Origin of the sequence: Bacillus sp. cl96, assembly GCF_900100505.1 — a bacterium.
Lineage (GTDB): Bacteria > Bacillota > Bacilli > Bacillales > Bacillaceae_G > Bacillus_A > Bacillus_A cereus.
The window spans coordinates 144,072-164,733 of sequence record NZ_FNDM01000002.1 but is presented as its reverse complement, the minus strand read 5'-3'; the positions used below and the strand labels follow the sequence as shown (position 1 = coordinate 164,733).

Here is a 20,662-nt window from a genome sequence, read left to right as displayed (position 1 = left end):
CAATATATCAACGATTTTTCAAATATATCTATCACAACTTACAATATATCAACGATTCAATAAAGGATATCGATTTAACGACAAAGATTGACAATAACATTCCTCCTTGTCATACAAGGAAACTCCTAAAACTGATTGGATATTTTTTACTAAAATGTCATTATAAACATATACCTTTAAAGGGAGATGGTTGCTATTTCATTAATAATCTTCAAAATAACTCTTGGCCTTCTCGTCCTAACTTTAGCTCTTTTCACCATTAACAGTCTAAAAAAGACATCCGCCTATAAATCAGATAAATATGATTATTGCTTACTAACCTTACTTACATTTGAACTAGTAGTGATGCAAATATTCATATTTCTTTAATACATATAAAAAAGCATATATCCAAAATGGATATATGCTTTTCTTTTATTCTTGCCCTACACGTTTCACTTCTACGTTTTTAATGCGTTCACGTACAACGTGACTTGCCATAATTAAGCCTGCCACAGATGGTACGAATGCATTTGATGAAGGCGGTAATTTCGCCTTACGAATTTTTGCATTCTCGTCTGGTACAATTTCTTTACGTACTTCTTCACGAATTACGATTGGGTTTTCGTCAGAGAAGACAACTTTTACACCTTTTTTAATACCCTCTTTACGAAGCTTCGTACGAATGACTTTCGCAATTGGATCTGTATGTGTTTTAGAGATGTCCGCAATACGGAAACGAGTTGGGTCCATTTTATTCGCTGCACCCATACTTGAGATAATTTTAATTTTACGACGTAAACATTGTTTAATTAAATGAATTTTGAACGTAATCGTATCAGATGCATCCACTACAAAGTCTAAACCGTACTTAAAGAACTCTTCATATGTTTCATCTGTATAAAACATTTCTAGTCCAATTACTTCACACTCTGGGTTAATGTCCGCGATACGCTCTTTCATTAATTCTACTTTTGAACGTCCTACAGTAGATACTAAAGCGTGAATTTGACGGTTTACGTTTGTAATATCTACAACGTCTTTATCAACTAATACGAGACGTCCTACGCCAGAACGTGCTAACGCTTCAGCTGCAAAAGAACCTACACCGCCAATTCCTAAAATACCGACTGTACTATTTTTTAATATTTCAAGTCCTTCTTTACCGAAGGCTAATTCATTACGTGAAAATTGATGTAACATTCAGCTCTACACTCCTATTACAAAAATGGTCTACCATGTATTCTAGCGTTTTTCCGACTATTTGTATAGAAAAAGTTATAGAATTCTTAAAAATACATATTTCGAGAATGAAAACATAGACCAGAATTTTATTTCTTCCTAAATACACGTTTAAAAAAGAGGATTTAGAGAACCGAGCAGATCGAGGCGCTGAAGCCAGGAGGAGCGCAGTGTAGAAACACTACTCGAGCACCGGACTGGCGAAGCAACGATGAGATGCGACAGTTATCTGAACCAGACTTTTTAAACTTCCTTTCAATACACGTTTAAAAAGGAGGATTTAGAGAACCGAGCAGATCGAGGCGCTGAAGCCAGGAGGAGCGCAGTGTAGAAACACTACTCGAGCACCGGACTGGCGAAGCAACGATGAGATGCGACAGTTATCTAAACCGGACTTTTTAAACAACCTCTCAAAAAAAGTCTAGACGGTTATAGTATAACCATCTAGACCCTATTCTTACTTCTCTTCTTTCAAGCTTAATTTTAAGTTCAGTTCTTCAAGCTGCGCTTCTGCAACTGGGCTTGGAGCTTCTGTTAATAAGCAGCTTGCGCTTGCTGTTTTCGGGAATGCAATTGTATCACGAAGGTTCGTACGGCCTGCAAGTAACATAACAAGACGATCTAAACCTAATGCGATTCCGCCGTGTGGTGGTGTACCGTATTCGAATGCTTCTAATAAGAATCCGAATTGCTCTTGCGCTTCTTCTTGTGAGAATCCAAGTGCTTTGAACATTTTTTCTTGTACGTCACGCTCGTAAATACGAAGTGATCCACCACCAAGCTCATAACCGTTTAATACAAGGTCATATGCTTGTGCACGTGCTTTTTCTGGTGCTGTTTCTAGTAACTCAACGTCTTCACGGAATGGCATTGTGAATGGGTGGTGAGCTGCGAAGTAACGATCTGCATCTTCATCGTACTCAAGTAGTGGCCAATCAGTTACCCATAGGAAGTTAAATTTACTTTCATCAATTAACTCAAGCTCTTTACCTAGACGTAAACGAAGTGCGCCTAAGCTATCTGCAACAACGCTCTTCTTATCTGCTACGAATAGTAATAAGTCGCCAGCAGTAGCTTCTAATGTGCTCATTAACACATTTGCATCTTCTTCACCGAAGAATTTCGCAATCGGTCCTTTTAGGCCGTCTTCTTCAACTTTAAGCCAAGCTAGACCTTTTGCACCGTATACTTTCACGAATTCAGTTAATGCATCGATGTCTTTACGAGAATATTTACTTGCAGCACCTTTTGCATTAATTGCTTTTACTTGTCCGCCGCTTTCTACAGCACTTGTAAACACTTTAAAGCCACAATCTGCTGCAAACTCAGATAAGTCTGTTAGTTCCATTTCAAAGCGTGTATCTGGCTTATCAGAACCGTAGCGAGCCATTGCATCAGCATATTTCATACGAGGGAATGGTGCACTCACTTCTACACCTTTTGCATCCTTCATAACTTTCGTCATCATACGCTCCATCATATCTAAAATTTCATCTTGTGTTAAGAATGAAGCTTCGATATCGATTTGCGTGAATTCTGGTTGACGATCCGCACGTAAATCTTCATCACGGAAACAACGTGCTACTTGATAGTAACGCTCAAATCCGCCGACCATAAGAAGCTGTTTAAATAACTGTGGTGACTGTGGTAATGCATAGAATTCACCATCATGTACACGACTTGGCACTAAATAGTCACGAGCTCCTTCTGGCGTGCTTTTCGTTAAAATTGGTGTTTCTACTTCTAAGAACTCTTCTGTATCTAAGAAGTTACGAATTGTTTTTGTTACATCGTGACGCATTTTGAATGTGTTGAACATTACAGGACGACGTAAGTCTAAATAACGATATTTTAAACGCACATCTTCTGATGCATCTGTATCATCAGCAATGATAATTGGCGTTGTTTTCGCTGCATTTAGTACATTTACTTTTGTTGCTTGTACTTCAATACGACCAGTTGCCATATTGTCATTAATTGCGCCTTCACCACGTTCAACAACTGTACCTTCTACGTGTAATACGTATTCGCTACGAATTGTTTCTGCTACTTCTAACGCTTCTTTTGATGTTTCTGGGTTAAATACAACTTGTACGATACCTGTACGGTCACGTAAATCGATAAAGATTAATCCACCTAAGTCACGGCGTTTTTGTACCCAACCTTTTAATTGAACTGTTTGTCCAACAGCTTCTACTGTTACTTTTCCACATGCATGTGTTCTTTCAGCCACTGTAAGTTCCCCCTATATTAATTTCTCTGCTACGTATGAAGCAAATACATCTAACGCTACTTCTTCTTGTTCACCTGTTGCCATATCTTTTAAGTTAATGATACCTTTATCTAGCTCATCTTCTCCTAATACAGCTACAAATTTCGCCTTTAGACGATCTGCTGATTTAAATTGTGCTTTCATTTTGCGATCTAAATAATCTTTTTCAACTGACAATCCAGCTTTACGAAGATCGAACGCAACTTTTGCAGCATGGTCTTTCGCTTTTTCGCCAAGCGCTACAACGTAACAATCAATGCTATGTTCAAGTGGTAATTCAATGTTTTCAGCTTTTAGCGCCATAATTAAACGTTCAATACTCATTGCAAAACCGATACCTGGCATTTCTGGTCCACCGATTTCTTGTACAAGTCCGTTATAACGGCCACCACCGCTTAATGTAGTGATCGCACCGAAACCTTCTGCCTCACTCATAATTTCAAAAACAGTGTGTTGATAGTAGTCTAAACCACGCACTAAGTTCGGATCTTTTTCAAATGGAACATCCATCATCGTTAATAGTTCTTGAACTTTGTCATAGTATACTGCTGAATCTTCGTTTAAGTATTCTGTAATAGATGGTGCTGTTCCCATTAATTCATGGTTACGGTCTTTCTTACAGTCTAAAATTCGAAGTGGGTTCTTTTCTAAGCGAGATTGACAGTCAGAACAGAATTCGCCGATACGTGGCTCAAAGTGTGCGATTAATGCATCACGGTGTGCTTGACGGCTCGCTGCGTCACCTAAACTGTTTAATACAACTTTAATATTTTTTAAGCCCATGCCGCGGTAAAATTCAACAGCAAGTGCAATTACTTCTGCATCAATTGCAGGGTCATTACTGCCGATTGCTTCGATACCGAATTGTACGAATTGACGATAGCGACCTGCTTGTGGTCTTTCATAACGGAACATTTGACCGATATAGTATAATTTCGTTGGTTGTGTCGCATCACCAAACATTTTATTTTCAACGTAAGAACGTACAACAGGTGCAGTACCTTCTGGACGTAATGTTAAGCTACGCTCTCCACGATCTTGGAATGAGTACATTTCTTTTTGTACGATATCTGTCGTATCACCAACACCGCGTAAAAATAGCTCAGTGTGTTCAAAAATTGGTGTACGAATTTCTTTATAATTGTAACGACGGCAAATTTCGCGTGCTTGCCCTTCGATATACTGCCATAACTCAACAGTGCCTGGAAGAATATCTTGCGTTCCGCGTGGGATTTGAATAGACATATTCAGTTCCTCCTCAAATTGTTTTAATCTTAATAAAAATAAAAAACTCCCGCCTCTACTGTTTTAAACAGTAGGGACGAGAGTATTATACCCGTGGTGCCACCCTAATTGAAGCACGTATGCTTCCACTTTTTTAATAACGCTTAAATATGCGTTCATCCCTACTAAGCATATATGCCGTTCAAGTTGAAACCTCTAGAGTGTCATTCAATCAGTCATCATGCAGAAATGTTTTCAGCCTAAGACATTCCTTCTCTTTCCATGTGTGTCTCATTTACTCTTCTCTATCAACGGTTATATTCATATGTAAATATAAAATTACTATACGTTTGTTAAGTAGGATTGTCAAGTGCTCTAAGAACGTTCAATCTGCTTCTTTAAACGCTTTACATCTTGAAGAGAAATCCCAAACTCCGAAGCAAGCTCCATTGAAGTATTGTTTTGCTCTTTTGAAATAAAATCATGAAAATTCACGTTAAACAGTTGATTTGCACCATTTGTAACAGAATGCCCTTTTTCATTCATACGCATACGTATATCCCTCACATTCAATATGGATGTTTTACTTTTTATTGTTCCATATTGATGAGAGAGTTATACATAACCGAAACTGCTATTGATTCCAAATAAATGAACAAAACATACAACAATGTATAAAAAAGAGAGGATTATATAACCCTCTCTTTTTTATGAACACTATTTACTTTCTACAATTAAGGTCACCGGACCATCATTGATTAAAGAAACGTCCATCATTGCTCCAAACTTCCCTGTTTCCACATGTAATCCTTGTTTACGAACTTCTTCATTAAAGAAATCGTATAAACGCTCTGCATAATCAGGTTTCGCAGCATCCATAAAGTTTGGACGTCTGCCCTTGCGGCAATCTCCGTATAATGTGAATTGCGAAATAGATAGAACTTGTCCTTCTACATCAAGTACAGAATGATTCATCTTTCCGCTCTCATCTTCAAAAATACGTAAGTTTGCAATTTTTTCCGCAATGTAAGTTGCATCTTTTTCTGTATCTTCGTGCGTAATGCCAACTAGTAATGTTAAACCGAACGGAATTTGTCCTACGATCTCACCGTCTACTGTGACAGACGCTTTCTTTGATCGTTGTAAAACAACTCTCATCTTTCTACACTCCCTATTAATGCATCATGCGTCGTACTGCATAAATTTCTGGAACGCGTTTAATGCGTTCTACTACTTTTTTCAAGTGTTGTAAGTTACGAATCGAGATTGACATATTAATTGTTGCCATCTTATTACGGTCACTTCTACCAGAAACAGCTGAAATGTATGTTTTCGTCTCTGTAACAGCTTGCAGTACTTCATTTAATAAACCGCGGCGATCGTAACCTGAAATTTCAATATCAACGTTATACTCAATTTCTTTTTCAGGGCTACCTTCCCACTCTACCTCTAATAATCGTTCTACAGCTTCTTCTGTATGAACATTTACACAATCACGGCGGTGAATTGATACACCTCGGCCTTTCGTAATATACCCAACGATATCATCGCCCGGAACTGGGTTACAGCATTTCGATAAACGGATTAATAAATTATCAGCACCGCTTACCTTTACACCAGAATCCCATTTTCGAATTTTCATCGGTTTACGGACTTCTTTAACTTCAACAATTTCTTCTTCTTCGCGTTGTTTGCGGAACTTGTCCGTTAGTCGCGTAACAATTTGCGAAGCTGTAATTCCGCTATATCCAACTGCTGCAAACATATCTTCTTCATTTGCAAAGTTAAATTTCTCAGCGACGCGTTTTAAGTTATCCGGCGCCAATACTTCTTTCATCTCATACTCTAGACCACGTACTTCCTTTTCAACAAGTTCACGGCCTTTTTCAATATTTTCGTCTCTACGTTGTTTCTTAAAGAATTGACGAATTTTATTTTTCGCATGAGATGTTTGAGCAAGTTTTACCCAATCCTGGCTTGGGCCATATGAATGTTTCGACGTTAAAATTTCAATGATGTCGCCTGTTTTTAATTTATAATCCAGCGTCACCATTTTCCCGTTTACTTTTGCACCAATTGTTTTATTCCCAATTTCCGAATGGACACGATACGCGAAATCAATCGGAACAGATCCAAGTGGTAATTCCATTACATCGCCTTTCGGTGTAAAGACGAATACCATGTCAGAGAATAAATCAATTTTTAATGACTCCATAAATTCTTCTGCATTAGAAGCTTCATTTTGCCATTCTAATATTTGACGGAACCATGTGAGTTTCTTCTCTAATGTACCTGTTGTTTCTGCTGTTTTTCCTTCTTTGTATGCCCAGTGTGCCGCGATCCCGAATTCTGCAATTTCGTGCATTTCTTTCGTACGAATTTGCACTTCAAGTGGATCACCATTCGGTCCAATTACAGTCGTATGAAGAGATTGATATAGATTTGCTTTTGGCATTGCAATATAATCTTTAAAACGACCTGGCATCGGCTTCCAGCACGTATGAATAATTCCAAGCACAGCATAACAATCTTTAATACTATTTACAACGACACGTACAGCTAATAAATCATAAATTTCATTGAACTGCTTATTTTGCAGTGCCATTTTACGATAAATACTGTAAATATGTTTCGGTCTTCCAGAAATCTCAGGTTGAATTGCAACTTCTTTTAATTTCTCACGAATACCAGTCATTACTTCGTCTAAATATTCTTCACGTTCTGCACGTTTACGCTTCATTAAATTTACAATACGATAATATTGTTGTGGATTTAAATAGCGAAGTGACGTATCCTCTAGCTCCCATTTAATAGTACTAATTCCGAGTCTATGTGCCAAAGGTGCAAAGATTTCTAACGTTTCATTCGCTATGCGACGCTGCTTCTCTTGAGGCAAATGTTTCAATGTACGCATGTTATGAAGACGATCAGCTAGTTTAATTAAAATAACTCGAATATCTTGAGCCATTGCAATAAACATTTTGCGATGGTTTTCTGCTTGTTGTTGTTCGTGAGATTTATATTTGATCTTCCCAAGCTTTGTAACGCCATCAACAAGCATAGCAATTTCTTTGTTAAATTCCCGTTCAATATCTTCTAATGTAATCTCTGTATCTTCCACTACATCATGTAAGAAACCTGCTGATACCGTAGCTGGATCCATGTGTAAATCAACTAAAATACCTGCAACTTGAATCGGATGAATAATATACGGTTCACCCGATTTTCTATATTGTTCGCTATGCGCATCACGTGCATATTCATAGGCACGTGCCACTAGCTCAATATCTTCATCCGCTAAATATTGACTTGCTTTCTCGAGTACCTGTTCAGCTGTTAGTACCTGCTCATTTGCCATCGAATCACCTTTTATTGAAAATTGACTTTATCTTTATTTAATAGAATAAATTATATTCTATCATTATAACCCAATGATTGTGAATTGTGAAAAGGAAAAGATTTTACTGACATTTCACCATAATTTTTTGTTCAATTATACAAAAGTACCCGCTCCTCTCCAAGAGATTCACGGGTACTTTTTATCACCGTAGTTTTACCTATATAGTGATTAGTATTTTTCTAATACTAATACATCGTAACCATCTAACATTTTACGACCATCTAAGTAAGTAAGTTCTACTAAGAATGCAATTCCTGCTACAACTCCGCCTAGCTCTTCAACTAACTTAATTGTCGCTTCGATTGTTCCACCTGTAGCTAATAGATCATCTGTAATTAATACGCGTTGACCTGGCTTAATTGCATCTTTATGGATTGTTAAAACGTCTTTACCATATTCTTTACCGTAGTCAACTGTAATTACTTCACGTGGTAATTTTCCTAATTTACGAACTGGCGCAAATCCTACTTCTAACGCATAAGAAACTGGGCAACCGATAATGAAACCACGAGCTTCTGGTCCTACTACAACATCGATATCTCTTTCTTTTGCGTACTCAACGATTGCATCTGTTGCTGCTTTGTATGCTTTACCGTCATTCATTAAAGGTGTAATGTCTTTAAACACAATACCTTCTTTCGGATAATCCGGTACAATTGCGATATGTTGCTTGAAATCCATATTTCTGAATCCTCCTCAGATCTAAAAGGTTTGTAAATACAAATCCTTTACCCTAACTGTTCTACTTCTTTATGATTACGAATCGTTTCAAACCATGTATATAGTTGCTGATATGTGCTATAAACCAATTCTTTTTCTAATTGTAAGTGGTTCATTTTCTCACGATATGTGTTCGATTCAATTAAATCACGCTTTTGTTTTTTGTCTGCCATAAAAATGACGCCATCTTTTATTGTAACAAATTCTAACTCAAAAAACACCTGTGTCATGAAATTTACTGTATCTTTTGACCAACCTTTATGACGACATAGTTGTTCTCCATATTGTCTTAAAGAAAATGGTGTTTTTTGGCTTAAGAAAGAATAGTACCATTTAAAGTGTTCTCTCGTCGGAACTGTACTAAATAAGTGGTTATTCTCTTGATAAAATAGCGTATAAATTCGCGCTGGGAATCCTACCTTAAATAGCTCACGTAATTCATCTGTTCCTTTTGGTAAATCAAGTAACACGATATATTGATCATCTAAATGCGTTACTTCTGAAGCATGCATGAGCTTTTCTTTATAGCTCTCTAAAGAAAATTTATTCAATACCTCTTCAGAAAAATACACCATTGTTATTTTTTCTTTCGGAAGTTCTGCTAAATTTGCTTCTGCATTACGCATACTACGCCAATCAAATAATTGCCACGCCTCTACAGCAATATCTTGTACCATTAGTTGTGGCTTCTTAAAGTTATTCCATTCATTAATAGACGCTTCTCCTATTACAGATACTTTTGCAACTGGAGAGATTTCTTTCGCATATGCACCAAAGCCAAATCCAATTGTATCCAGTGTTGCTTGTCCATCACGAAGAGCCATTTTTAAATGAGAGCCATCTGATCCGATTGCGCGAATGCTTTCTAACTCTGCATCTTTTACTGCAATACGTGGTTTCGGATTTCCAACACCAAACGGGGCTAGTTTTTGCATATCTTCAATTGCCGCTAGCGTTACATCCTCTACTTTACAAAAAACATCAACTGCTGTAATTGGAATAAAATCTTCTTCTGTTAAAATTGCATCTGCTTGTTCATTTAAGCGGCGACGTAATTCATCTACATCATTCATATGTAGCGTCATTCCCGCTGCCATCGGATGCCCTCCGAAGTGTGGTAATAACTCTCTACAATCTGATAAATTTGCAAACAAATCAAATCCTGCAATACTACGTGCTGAGCCTTTTGCTGTTTCTTTTATAGGATCAATGCTTAATACAATCGTCGGACGATAAAAACGTTCAACTAATTTCGAAGCAACAATTCCAATTACCCCTGGGTTCCAGCCTTCTTTCGCAAGTACTAATACTTTATTTTCTTCTGGTGGGAAGTTATTTTCCACTTCAGCGATAGCCTCTTCTGTAATTTGCTTTACAATATCTTTTCGCAGTTTGTTCAGCTCATCAATTTCTTCAGCTAGCTCTTTCGCTTCCTCTGGATCATCTGATAATAAAAGGTGTACAGCCGGCGCAGCATCTTCTAAACGCCCAACCGCATTAATACGAGGTGCAATTGAGAAACCAATACTCTCTTCGGTAATTTCACTTTGCGAAACGTTAGCAACTTTAAACAATGCCTTCAAACCAATATTTCTCGTCATACGCATATGTTTTAAACCGCGTTTCACTAGCAACCTATTTTCACCATGAAGTGATACTAAATCGGCTACTGTACCGATTACTGCGATCTCTAATAAATGTTCTGGTACACGGCCTAATAGTGCATGCGCAACTTTAAACGCAACACCTACACCAGCTAAATAGTGAAACGGATATACACCGCCATCTAATTTCGGATGTATAATCGCAAGTGCTTCTGGCAATTCTGGCGGTGGCTCATGGTGATCTGTAATAATTAGATCTATTCCAAGCTCTTTCGCTACATTCGCTTCATGTACCGCTGCAATACCAGTATCGACAGTAATAATTAGCGAGAACCCTGCGCTATGCGCCCAACGAAATGCTTCTTCGTTCGGTCCATACCCTTCTGTAAAACGATTTGGAATGTAAAATTCTACTTCTGCACCTAATTCTTGAAGAGCAAGATATAAAACTGTCGTACTACTTACTCCGTCCGCATCGTAATCACCAAATATTAATATTTGCTCTCCATTTTGAATCGCCTTATTTACACGTTCTACCGTTCTATCCATTCCTTCTAATAAAAATGGATCATGAAATTCTTGATTTTCTGTATTTAAAAAATCTAAAATCTTATCTTCTGTATCGAGTCCTCTACCGAGGAATAACGAAACGACAAGTGGCGATAACTGTAATTTACTTGCTAATTCACTCACTCGCTCGTCATTATATTCTTTTTCTTTCCAACGCGTCTTCGGTTGTAACACGAAATCACCCCTTAACCTGTTCATTATACAAGACAGATTAAGGGGTGACAATATAATGCAAACTACGATGCAATATCTATATACTAAAATGTTAATGATGTTTAATTTGGAGAATACGGATTTATATGTACGAATACATTTTGTACATTATCTTGTTTCATAAGTATTTCTTTCACATGTTTTCCAATACGGTGTCCTTCTTCTACAGTAATGTATGGATCTACGGACACTTTAATATCGACAATAACATAATGACCATGCTCCCGTGCATATAAAGAACCAATTTTTTTCACACCATCTACTTGAAGAACTGCTTCTCTAAGCGGAATAACATCCTCCTCATGAAGAACATGGTCAAGCGTTGCATGAATTGCTTCCGCTCCAATGCTCCATGCCATTTTTACAACAAGAAGTGAAACAACTAATCCCGCAATTGGATCAGCGTATACAAGCCAGTCTATACCAAGCTTACCACCTATTATAGCTGCACAAATACCGATTAAAGCTGCAATTGAAGAAAATACATCCGAACGGTGCTCATATGCATTTGCAATAATTGCATCACTGTTTACTCTTTTCCCTAATCGGAATTTATATTGAAACATTCCTTCTTTCACGACGATTGAAAGAACAACAGCAAATATCGTAATTCCTTTCGGCGGTTCTAGTTCTTGCGAAAAAGCTTTTATAGACGAAATCGCGATTTCAAGTCCCACAATAAATAATAATACCGCAACAATAATCGCTGAAATCGATTCCGCTTTACCATGACCATACGGATGATCCTCATCAGGTGGCTGCTTTGCCGCTCGCAATCCAAAAAGTACAGCTAGCGAACCTATTACATCTGATGCAGAATGCACGGCATCCGCTAATAGCGCTTTACTGTTCCCAATATAACCAATTACCGCCTTTACAATCGCTAATATAATATTACCAACGATCCCGACAATAGCACCAAACTCGGCCTGTTTAAAACGTTCATCTTTTTCCATAATTAAAATCCCTTCTTTTCTTAACCTATCTTTTTATTTTAACAAAAACAGCGATAACACCACCACTTTCTTCCATCTTCTTTCTGTTAAAAAGTTGCTATCTTATTGTATCCACAAACGAAAAAAGAGATGCCTCATAAAGAGACATCATCTTTTCTATACTTGCGGTTCAGATTCTACTTTCTCAACCTTCTTCTTGTTTTTTCCCTTTTTCAAACGACGGTTTTCAAGCATTAACCAAATTTGAGAGGCAACGAAAACAGAAGAGTACGTACCTACAATTAATCCAACAAGTAACGCAAACGAGAAGTTACGTAGTGACTCACTACCGAAGATAAGCAGTGCAATTACTGGGAATAACACTGTTAATACGGTGTTAATCGAACGACCAAGCGTTTGGCGAATACTTGCATTTACGATTTCTTCTAGATCTTTTATATCGCGCACTCGTTTTTTCTGTTTGTATAATTCACGGTTTCTATCAAATGTAACAATCGAGTCATTAATAGAATAACCGATGATTGTTAGTACTGCAGCAATAAACGTTAAGTCTACCTCTAGTTGGAAAATACTAAACATAACAATCATAACGAATGCGTCATGTAATAATGCAAGTACTGCAGATAACGCATACGTAAAGCGGAAACGAATACTTACGTATAAAATGATAACCGCAGAAGCAATCAGTACTGCGATAAATGCATTTCGTGCAATTTCTTTACCGATTGTCGGTGAAACTGTACTTACGTTTGGATCTGTACCATATTTATCGTGGAAGAATGTTTTTGTTTTCGCAATTTCATCTTTTGATAAAACACCTAATGTACGAACTGCGAAACCTTTATTGTCATCTCCAGTCGGTACAATATTTTCTTCCTTCACATCAATGTTCAATTCTTTAAAATCTTTATGAACATCAGACACAGTAACGGCTTGTTTTGATTGCAAGTCGATACGTGTACCACTCGCAAAGTCAATACCAAGATTCAATTTGAAAATTGGTAAGATAATTGCACCCGCAATTACAACTACAATCGAGAAGATAAGGAATTTATGACCGATATTTACGAAATTAATACGATCAAATCTCGTTGGCGGATGTACTACACCTTTTGTTAATGGAATAATATCCTTTTGTTTCACACCAAAATATCCTGGTTTTTTATCAAAGTAACGGCTCTTTACAAGTAGACCTAGTAAGAAACGAGTACCGAATACGTTCGTAATAAAACCAACTAAAATACTTACGATTAAACTTGTTGCAAATCCTTTTACAGAGCTATTACCATAAACGAATAACACACCAGCTGCTGCAAGAGTCGTAACGTTTGCATCTAGAATTGTTGCTAATGAACGATGGTTACCAGCACGGAATGCCGACATCATTGACTTACCAATTTTCAGCTCTTCTTTCAGTCTCTCGTACGTAATAATATTTGCATCAACTGCGATACCTACCCCGAGCACTAACGCTGCAATACCTGGCAACGTAAGAACTGCATGCATCCAGTTAAAGACAAGTAATGTAACGAAAATGTATAAACCTAACATAATAACCGCTACAAGTCCTGGTAAACGGTAGAATACAAGCATAAATAAGAAAATAAGAGCGATACCAATCGCACTAGCGAAAATCGTTTGCTCTAACGCTTGTTGACCAAATTTCGCTCCAACAGATGTTGAATACATTTCTTTTAAATCAACAGGAAGTGCACCTGCATTTAATAAAGATGAAAGTTGTTTCGCACTTTCAACTGTGAAGTTTCCACCTACGATAGATACTTCAGCTTGGTTAAATACTTGGTTTACTGTTGCTGCTGATAAGAACTTCGGATTCGGTTTTGCAGATTCTGCTTTGTACGAATCTTTTCCTTCTTCAAAATCAAGCCAAATTACCATTAAATTCGTTGGTGGTGGCATTTTTGAAATTTTTTCAGTTACTTCACGGAATTTTTCAGCGCTCTTTAGTGTAAGACCTACGCTCGCACGGCCTTGCTCATCAAATGTTTGCTTCGCTCCGCCGCCTTTTAAATCCGTTCCGTCCATAAGAAGATTATCATCTACATCACGGAATGTTAATTTCGCTTGTGTTGATAACATTTCACGTGCTTTTTGCTGATCTTGTACACCAGCAAGCTGTACACGAATTCGATCTTGCCCTTCGATTTGAATGTTCGGCTCACTTACACCGAGAACATTGACACGATTCTCAAGAGCACCTACTGTACTTACAAGTACGTCTCGATCGATTTTGTCACCTTTTTTGGCTGGTTTTACTTCATACAGAATTTCAAAACCACCGCGAAGGTCTAGTCCTAGACTAATTCCTTTTGCTATGTCTTTTCCTGCCGCACCAATTACTCCACCGATTAATAAAACGATGAGGAAAAAGGCGGCAATTCTCGTACCACGCTTTGCCATATGTACCCTCTTTCCGCTACTAACACTTTAAATAAATCTCTTACGATTCACTTTTACACGTGTGCATACGTCTAGTTAGTAGACTTCCTTTCTATAATTTTGCTAGCTCATCACTAGCTGTGCCGGTACGTTTTCACGATACCTGCACTTTCATTATTTGTTTTCTCTCTTCACTACCTCCTTTATATATGATCTTAGACATAATTATTTCCTGATTATCAATACCTATCATTATACTGCAAAAGGAAGAACAAACCAATTGCAGTCAGTTATTTATTTTCATATTCATCAAATGACCAAAGTGGCGCTTGATATGCTTCAACAGTTAAATATGTCATATATTCATTAGCACTTACTGTTAATACGTCATTAACTAATTCATACAATCTAACATCGCCGTCTATCTTCTTCCACTTTTTTACTTTAAGAAACTTCCAAATGTCATCATCTGTCACTCTGTCGTAGCCGAACATTTGAAACTCTTCTACTTTACTTTCTAAAACGACTTGTAACTGTCCGCGGTATGATTCTACCAAAGCCTCTCTATCTAACATCTATAACATCTCCTTCTTATTTCGCACGAAAAGTCGCTTTTATTCCCGCTCTAATGGACAGCAATAACTACTTTCAAGAGCACTATCATACTTCACTCTCTTAAATGCTTGTCATTCTTGTCTCGTACGTGCATATAAATTATTGTAAATCATTCCATTGATTTTGAGAAGGTAGGAGAAGAACATGACGAGACAAAGCTTTTTAAAAGGCGCATTTATTTTAATGATAGCCGGCTTTATTACAAAAATACTCGGCTTTATCAACCGCATAGTAATGGCACGTATTTTAGGAGAAGAAGGCGTTGGTCTTTATATGATGGCCGTTCCTACATTCATTTTAGCAATTACATTGACACAAATTGGTCTTCCTGTCGCAATCGCAAAATTTGTAGCAGAAGCGGAAGCTGTGAACGATAAACAAAGAGTTAAAAAAATATTAACCGTATCACTAGCTGTTACATCCGTTATTAGTATCATTTTAACAATCGGAATTATGTTCCTCACACCTATTTTAGCAAAAACATTATTAACCGACGAAAGAACCTACTATCCATTAATGGCCATTTTGCCCGTTGTTCCTGTTATTGCTGTTTCTTCTGTGTTGCGTGGTTACTTTCAAGGGAAACAAAACATGAAACCTAGCGCTTATGCGCAAGTTCTAGAACAAGTCGTCCGCATTACCATTATCGCTATATGCATTCAATTATTTTTACCTTACGGCATAGAATATGCTGCAGCCGGCGCTATGTTATCAGCTGTTCTCGGTGAAGTTGCATCCTTATTATTTTTACTCACGTTATTTCAGCGAGAAAAACATTTATCAATACGCTCTGGATTTTTCACTACTGTAAAGGAAAGCAAAGGGACATTTTATTCTCTGATGGATATTGCCCTTCCAACTACAGGAAGTCGTTTAATCGGCTCCGTTTCATATTTTTTTGAACCTATTGTCGTTATGCAAAGCTTAGCAATCGCTGGTGTCGCTGCTTCTGTTGCAACCCAGCAATACGGTATATTAAACGGTTATGCATTCCCGCTCCTATCACTACCTGCCTTTATTACATACGCTCTCTCTACAGCGCTCGTTCCTTCTATTAGTGAAGCAATGGCAAAAAGACAACATAAATTAGTAGAGCACCGTTTACAACAAGCACTTCGAATTTCATTAATTACCGGCGGATGGTCTGTCGTTATATTATACGTATTCGCTTCTCCTGTTTTAACTCTTATGTATGGATCAGACAGCGCAACAGCATTCATTCAACTTCTTGCGCCTTGCTTTTTATTTCATTATTTCCAAAGTCCACTTACCTCTGTTTTGCAAGCTTTAAACTTAGCAAGAGCCGCAATGATGAATACATTTATTGGTGCCATCGTGAAATTAATCGTTATTTTTGTACTAGCATCAAGGCCAGAGTTTCAAATGATGGGGGTTGCACTTGCTATTGCTGCAAATATTGTAACAGTAACATTTCTTCACTACGCTACTGTTTTAAAAAAGATTACATTTACCATTTACGCAAAAGACTATATTTTCGGCGGACTTGCCATCGGTATCGCAGGCGCCTTCGGTTTTTATCTTCATAAATATATTATTTTCTCTCATTCCCTTGGCATACAAACATTATGGGAAATCACTTTAACAACAATTGTTTATATCGTACTTCTCTTCACTTTCAAACTCATTCGAAAAGAAGAGTTAAGTCGTCTCCCTATCATTCGTAAGCTTTCATTTTTGAAATAAGGTGAAACTTTAATCAGTGGGGTAATCTCCACTGATTATTAGTTATACTAATCATCCTTACTCTTCCAAAGGATAAGTCTCTAATTTTCTTTTACATCAACAAAAAATTGTCCATTTTGAAAACTACAGTATAAAATTTGTGTTATATCGTTATAACCTAAGTTTTTTAATTTCTCAATAAGCCATTCATCTGTATGCTCAATCATTTGTAAATGACTAGATTGAATTTCTCCATCAATAATAAGAGGAAGCGTAAACTGCAATGTATCTTGTTTATTTTTTTGTTTTTGAAAGACAGATAACTTCCCAGACGGTTCCAAAATAGCATATTCTACATCCCGAATATCTCCAACTCCTTGTTCTCTTAATTGCATCATTAAATCATCAATATTATATCGTTGGTTTCTCATCTTTTTTTCATCAATCTTTCCCGCATTAATAATAATTGCTGGTTCACCTTCTATTAAATGCCGAAATCGTTGAAACTTTAATGAAATGACTGACAAAATGATTTGTATGCACATAAGAAAAGTCATCGGAACTAATTGATGCCAAAGTGATTTATCGGTATTTTCAATTGCTACTACAGCCATTTCTCCAAGCATAATAAATACGACTAAATCTAATACACTTAGCTCTCCTATCTCACGTTTACCCATAAGACGAAAAATAATTAAGATGATGATATACAAAAGCATTGTCCGTCCAATTACCGATATCCATTCCATTTCTACATCTCCTTTTTTACGTATAGACTCCCCTATAAAAAAGAAACTAGTCTAACTTGAGCAAAAGGAAAATATGCTTGTATTAAAAAGGGGGAATGCATAAATGGATGGAACGAAAAAATTATCAACTGCAATTGGCTTCGGTATTGTTACGCTACTAATTCTCGCATCTATTACTAGTATGATTATGGCTCTTTTATTAAAGTTTACGAATATAAATGAAGGGACATTAACCGTTACTATTTTTATACTCGCTCTTTTATCTATGCTTATGTCTGGATTTACTGCCGGCAAAAAGGCTCAAGGAAAAGGTTGGCTAGTAGGTTTCACAACAGGGCTCACGTTCACTATACTCGTCTTTCTAGTTAACTATTTAGGCTTTTCTCAAACCTTATCGAACTCACAATTACTATATCAATTAGCATTAATGGGGGCGAGTACACTCGGTGGTATTTTCGGTGTAAATATGTCAAAGCAAAGTAACTAAAAAAGGCCCTGCACATTTCATGCAGGGCCTTCCACATTAGTTTTTCACAACTTCACGAATCGCATTGCGATCGAAAGTTAAGTGTGAACCACCAGATTTAATAACGATTTTTGTCTCATCTACTGATTCGATTGTACCGTGTAAACCACCGATTGTTACGATAGCATCACCTTTTGCTAACTCACTTTGCATTTGAGCAACTGCTTTTTGACGTTTTTGTTGCGGGCGAATTAATAAGAAATAGAAAATCGCAAACATCGCAACGATCATAACGATATTCATCATACCTGCATTCATCTTTTGTTCCTCCTTTTAAATTATGTATTAGAAGTTTTTAGCATTCGGTTTATTAAAGCCATACTGTTCAAAGAACTCTTCGCGGAAATCGCCAAGACGGTCTTCACGAATAGCTTGTCTCACCTGCTCCATTAAGTTTAACAGAAAATGAAGGTTGTGATAAGACGTTAAACGAATTCCGAACGTTTCATCACATTTCATTAAGTGACGAATGTACGCACGTGAGTAGTTTTTACATGTGTAGCAATCACAGTTTGGATCAAGCGGACCGAAGTCTCTTGCGAATTTCGCATTTTTTACAACAAGGCGACCTTCACTTGTCATACATGTACCATTTCGAGCGATACGAGTTGGAAGTACACAGTCAAACATATCAATACCACGAATTGCGCCATCGATTAACGAGTCAGGAGAACCTACACCCATTAAGTAACGAGGCTTATTATCTGGAAGAAGTGGTGTTGTAAACTCAAGAACACGGTTCATAATATCTTTCGGTTCACCAACAGATAAACCACCTACAGCGTAACCAGGGAAGTCCATTGAAACAAGATCTTTCGCACTTTGACGACGAAGCTCTTCGTACTCCCCGCCCTGTACAATACCGAATAAACCTTGATCTTGCGGACGTTCATGCGCTTTTAAGCAACGTTCTGCCCAGCGGCTCGTACGCTCTACAGATTTCTTCATATATTCAAAAGTAGCTGGGAATGGTGGACACTCATCAAATGCCATCATAATATCTGAACCTAATGCATTTTGGATTTCCATCGCTTTTTCTGGTGATAAGAATAATTTATCTCCATTTAAGTGATTACGGAAGTGAACGCCTTCCTCTTCAATACGACGGAAGTCACTTAAACTGAATACTTGGAAACCACCAGAGTCTGTTAAGATTGCACGATCCCAGTTCATAAATTTATGCAAGCCGCCTGCTTCACGAATAATTTCATGACCTGGACGTAGCCATAAATGATACGTATTACTTAAAATAATGCCAGAATCCATTGCTTTTAATTCTTCTGGTGACATTGTCTTAACTGTTGCAAGTGTACCAACTGGCATAAATGTTGGTGTATCAAATGAACCGTGCGGCGTATGCACACGACCTAAACGGGCACCCGTTTGTTTACATGTCTTAATAAATTCATAACGAATTGCTGTCATAACTTACTCCTTTTATTTGTTTCTCATTTTAGCGTGAGATGCAACGAACATTGCATCACCGAAGCTAAAGAAACGATATTTTTCTTTTACTGCTTCATTATAAGCATGAAGTACATTATCTCTATTTGCAAATGCACTTACAAGCATAATTAATGTTGATTTCGGTAAATGGAAGTTTGTAATTAAACCATCAATTGCTTTAAATTCATATCCCGGATACATGAAAATATCTGTCCATCCAGAAGCGGCGCAGAGCTTACCGTCATGATCTGTTGCAATTGTTTCTAACGTACGAGTTGATGTCGTACCTACAGTAATAATACGTCCACCATTCTCTTTCACACGATTTAATAAATCCGCTGTCTCTTCAGACATATGATAATATTCTGCGTGCATATGGTGTTCTTCAATCGTGTCTGCAGAAACTGGTCTAAATGTTCCAAGTCCTACGTGAAGTGTAATGAATGCTAACTGAACGCCTTTTTGCTTTAACTTCTCAAGTAACTCTTCTGTAAAGTGAAGTCCCGCAGTCGGCGCTGCTGCTGAACCGATTTCTTTCGCATATACTGTTTGATAGCGATCGCGATCTTCCAGCGTCTCTTTAATATATGGAGGAAGCGGCATTTCCCCAAGTTCATCTAAAATTTCATAGAAGATGCCATCATATGAAAATTCAAGCTGGCGTCCACCTTGATCTGCAGTTCCTGTGCAAGTTGCTTTTAATTTCCCTTCGCCAAAAGAAATAACAGTTCCTTCTTTTACACGTTTCGCTGGCTTTACAAGCGTTTCCCACTTATCACCTTCTTCTTGTTTTAAAAGAAGTACTTCAATGTGCGCGCCTGTATCTTCTTTCACACCGTGCAAACGAGCAGGCATAACTTTCGTTTCATTTAAAACTAAGCAATCCCCCTCATGTAAGTAAGAAAGAATATCCGTAAAATGTTTATGCTCAATATCACCTGTTTCACGGTCTAACACCATTAATCTTGATGTTTCACGATCTTCTAACGGGACTTGTGCAATAAGTTCTTCTGGTAAATGAAAATCAAACAGATTTATATCCATAGCTATATCCACCTATTTC

Annotated in this window: 17 protein-coding genes and 1 other annotated feature; of the genes, 2 read left to right on the top strand and 15 right to left on the bottom strand. The window is 37.4% G+C overall.

All coding sequences use genetic code 11. The features are described from left to right. Positions 1-414 precede the first annotated feature (414 nt). From BLT20_RS05165 to BLT20_RS05115, 11 genes are all read right to left on the bottom strand, one after another. Complete coding sequence (locus BLT20_RS05165; protein WP_000903179.1) at positions 415-1,182, bottom strand: tRNA threonylcarbamoyladenosine dehydratase; 768 nt, start codon at positions 1,180-1,182, stop codon at positions 415-417. A 496-nt stretch (positions 1,183-1,678) separates the two neighbouring features. Further along, positions 1,679-3,454 carry an aspartate--tRNA ligase gene (gene aspS, locus BLT20_RS05160; protein WP_000840891.1) on the bottom strand — a complete coding sequence of 592 codons (1,776 nt, stop codon included), beginning with the start codon at positions 3,452-3,454 and terminating at the stop codon, positions 1,679-1,681. A gap of 12 nt (positions 3,455-3,466) precedes the next feature. Next, positions 3,467-4,738, bottom strand: coding sequence for a histidine--tRNA ligase (gene hisS, locus BLT20_RS05155; protein ID WP_000027084.1), 1,272 nt, complete (start codon positions 4,736-4,738; stop codon positions 3,467-3,469). 69 nt (positions 4,739-4,807) lie between these two features. After that, positions 4,808-5,038 (bottom strand) — a binding site (T-box leader). 54 nt (positions 5,039-5,092) lie between these two features. Then, complete coding sequence (locus BLT20_RS30495; protein WP_001242605.1) at positions 5,093-5,269, bottom strand: hypothetical protein; 177 nt, start codon at positions 5,267-5,269, stop codon at positions 5,093-5,095. A 165-nt stretch (positions 5,270-5,434) separates the two neighbouring features. Continuing rightward, on the bottom strand, positions 5,435-5,875 hold the full coding sequence (locus tag BLT20_RS05145) for a D-tyrosyl-tRNA(Tyr) deacylase (RefSeq protein WP_001266965.1): 441 nt from the start codon (positions 5,873-5,875) through the stop codon (positions 5,435-5,437). 16 nt (positions 5,876-5,891) lie between these two features. Beyond that, positions 5,892-8,075 carry a GTP diphosphokinase gene (gene relA, locus BLT20_RS05140; protein WP_073339384.1) on the bottom strand — a complete coding sequence of 728 codons (2,184 nt, stop codon included), beginning with the start codon at positions 8,073-8,075 and terminating at the stop codon, positions 5,892-5,894. Between the two features lie 210 nt (positions 8,076-8,285). After that, on the bottom strand, positions 8,286-8,798 hold the full coding sequence (locus BLT20_RS05135) for an adenine phosphoribosyltransferase (RefSeq protein ID WP_000346215.1): 513 nt from the start codon (positions 8,796-8,798) through the stop codon (positions 8,286-8,288). Between the two features lie 47 nt (positions 8,799-8,845). Beyond that, entirely contained in the window at positions 8,846-11,185 is a 2,340-nt protein-coding gene (gene recJ, locus BLT20_RS05130; protein ID WP_000941229.1) for a single-stranded-DNA-specific exonuclease RecJ, read from the bottom strand. Between the two features lie 101 nt (positions 11,186-11,286). Continuing rightward, positions 11,287-12,180: a cation diffusion facilitator family transporter gene (locus BLT20_RS05125; protein ID WP_000409743.1), complete on the bottom strand. Its 894-nt coding sequence runs from the start codon at positions 12,178-12,180 to the stop codon at positions 11,287-11,289. Positions 12,181-12,336: 156 nt separating this feature from the next. Continuing rightward, positions 12,337-14,601 (bottom strand): protein translocase subunit SecDF, encoded by a 2,265-nt coding sequence (secDF, locus tag BLT20_RS05120; protein WP_001119066.1) that lies wholly within the window; start codon positions 14,599-14,601, stop codon positions 12,337-12,339. Positions 14,602-14,870: 269 nt separating this feature from the next. After that, positions 14,871-15,155 carry a post-transcriptional regulator gene (locus BLT20_RS05115; RefSeq protein WP_000886976.1) on the bottom strand — a complete coding sequence of 95 codons (285 nt, stop codon included), beginning with the start codon at positions 15,153-15,155 and terminating at the stop codon, positions 14,871-14,873. 184 nt (positions 15,156-15,339) lie between these two features. Between BLT20_RS05115 and spoVB the strand changes: the two genes are divergently transcribed. After that, positions 15,340-16,899 (top strand): stage V sporulation protein B, encoded by a 1,560-nt coding sequence (gene spoVB, locus BLT20_RS05110; protein WP_000198301.1) that lies wholly within the window; start codon positions 15,340-15,342, stop codon positions 16,897-16,899. 80 nt (positions 16,900-16,979) lie between these two features. Here the strand turns inward: spoVB and BLT20_RS05105 are convergent, their stop codons facing one another. Continuing rightward, on the bottom strand, positions 16,980-17,627 hold the full coding sequence (locus BLT20_RS05105; RefSeq protein ID WP_000454838.1) for a DUF421 domain-containing protein: 648 nt from the start codon (positions 17,625-17,627) through the stop codon (positions 16,980-16,982). A 103-nt stretch (positions 17,628-17,730) separates the two neighbouring features. On the opposite strand from BLT20_RS05105, the gene BLT20_RS05100 reads away from it, so the two are divergent. Further along, positions 17,731-18,114: a TIGR04086 family membrane protein gene (locus tag BLT20_RS05100; RefSeq protein WP_000349148.1), complete on the top strand. Its 384-nt coding sequence runs from the start codon at positions 17,731-17,733 to the stop codon at positions 18,112-18,114. Positions 18,115-18,150: 36 nt separating this feature from the next. On the opposite strand, the gene yajC is transcribed toward BLT20_RS05100, so the two are convergent. From yajC to queA, 3 genes are read right to left on the bottom strand one after another with little or no spacing between them, the layout of a single operon-like run. Next, a complete protein-coding gene (gene yajC / locus BLT20_RS05095) occupies positions 18,151-18,411 on the bottom strand; it encodes a preprotein translocase subunit YajC (RefSeq protein ID WP_000991115.1) in 261 nt (86 codons plus the stop codon). Between the two features lie 27 nt (positions 18,412-18,438). Further along, entirely contained in the window at positions 18,439-19,578 is a 1,140-nt protein-coding gene (gene tgt, locus BLT20_RS05090; RefSeq protein WP_000125365.1) for a tRNA guanosine(34) transglycosylase Tgt, read from the bottom strand. Positions 19,579-19,590: 12 nt separating this feature from the next. Then, positions 19,591-20,643 (bottom strand): tRNA preQ1(34) S-adenosylmethionine ribosyltransferase-isomerase QueA, encoded by a 1,053-nt coding sequence (gene queA, locus BLT20_RS05085; protein ID WP_000354018.1) that lies wholly within the window; start codon positions 20,641-20,643, stop codon positions 19,591-19,593. Between the last annotated feature and the right edge of the window lie 19 nt (positions 20,644-20,662).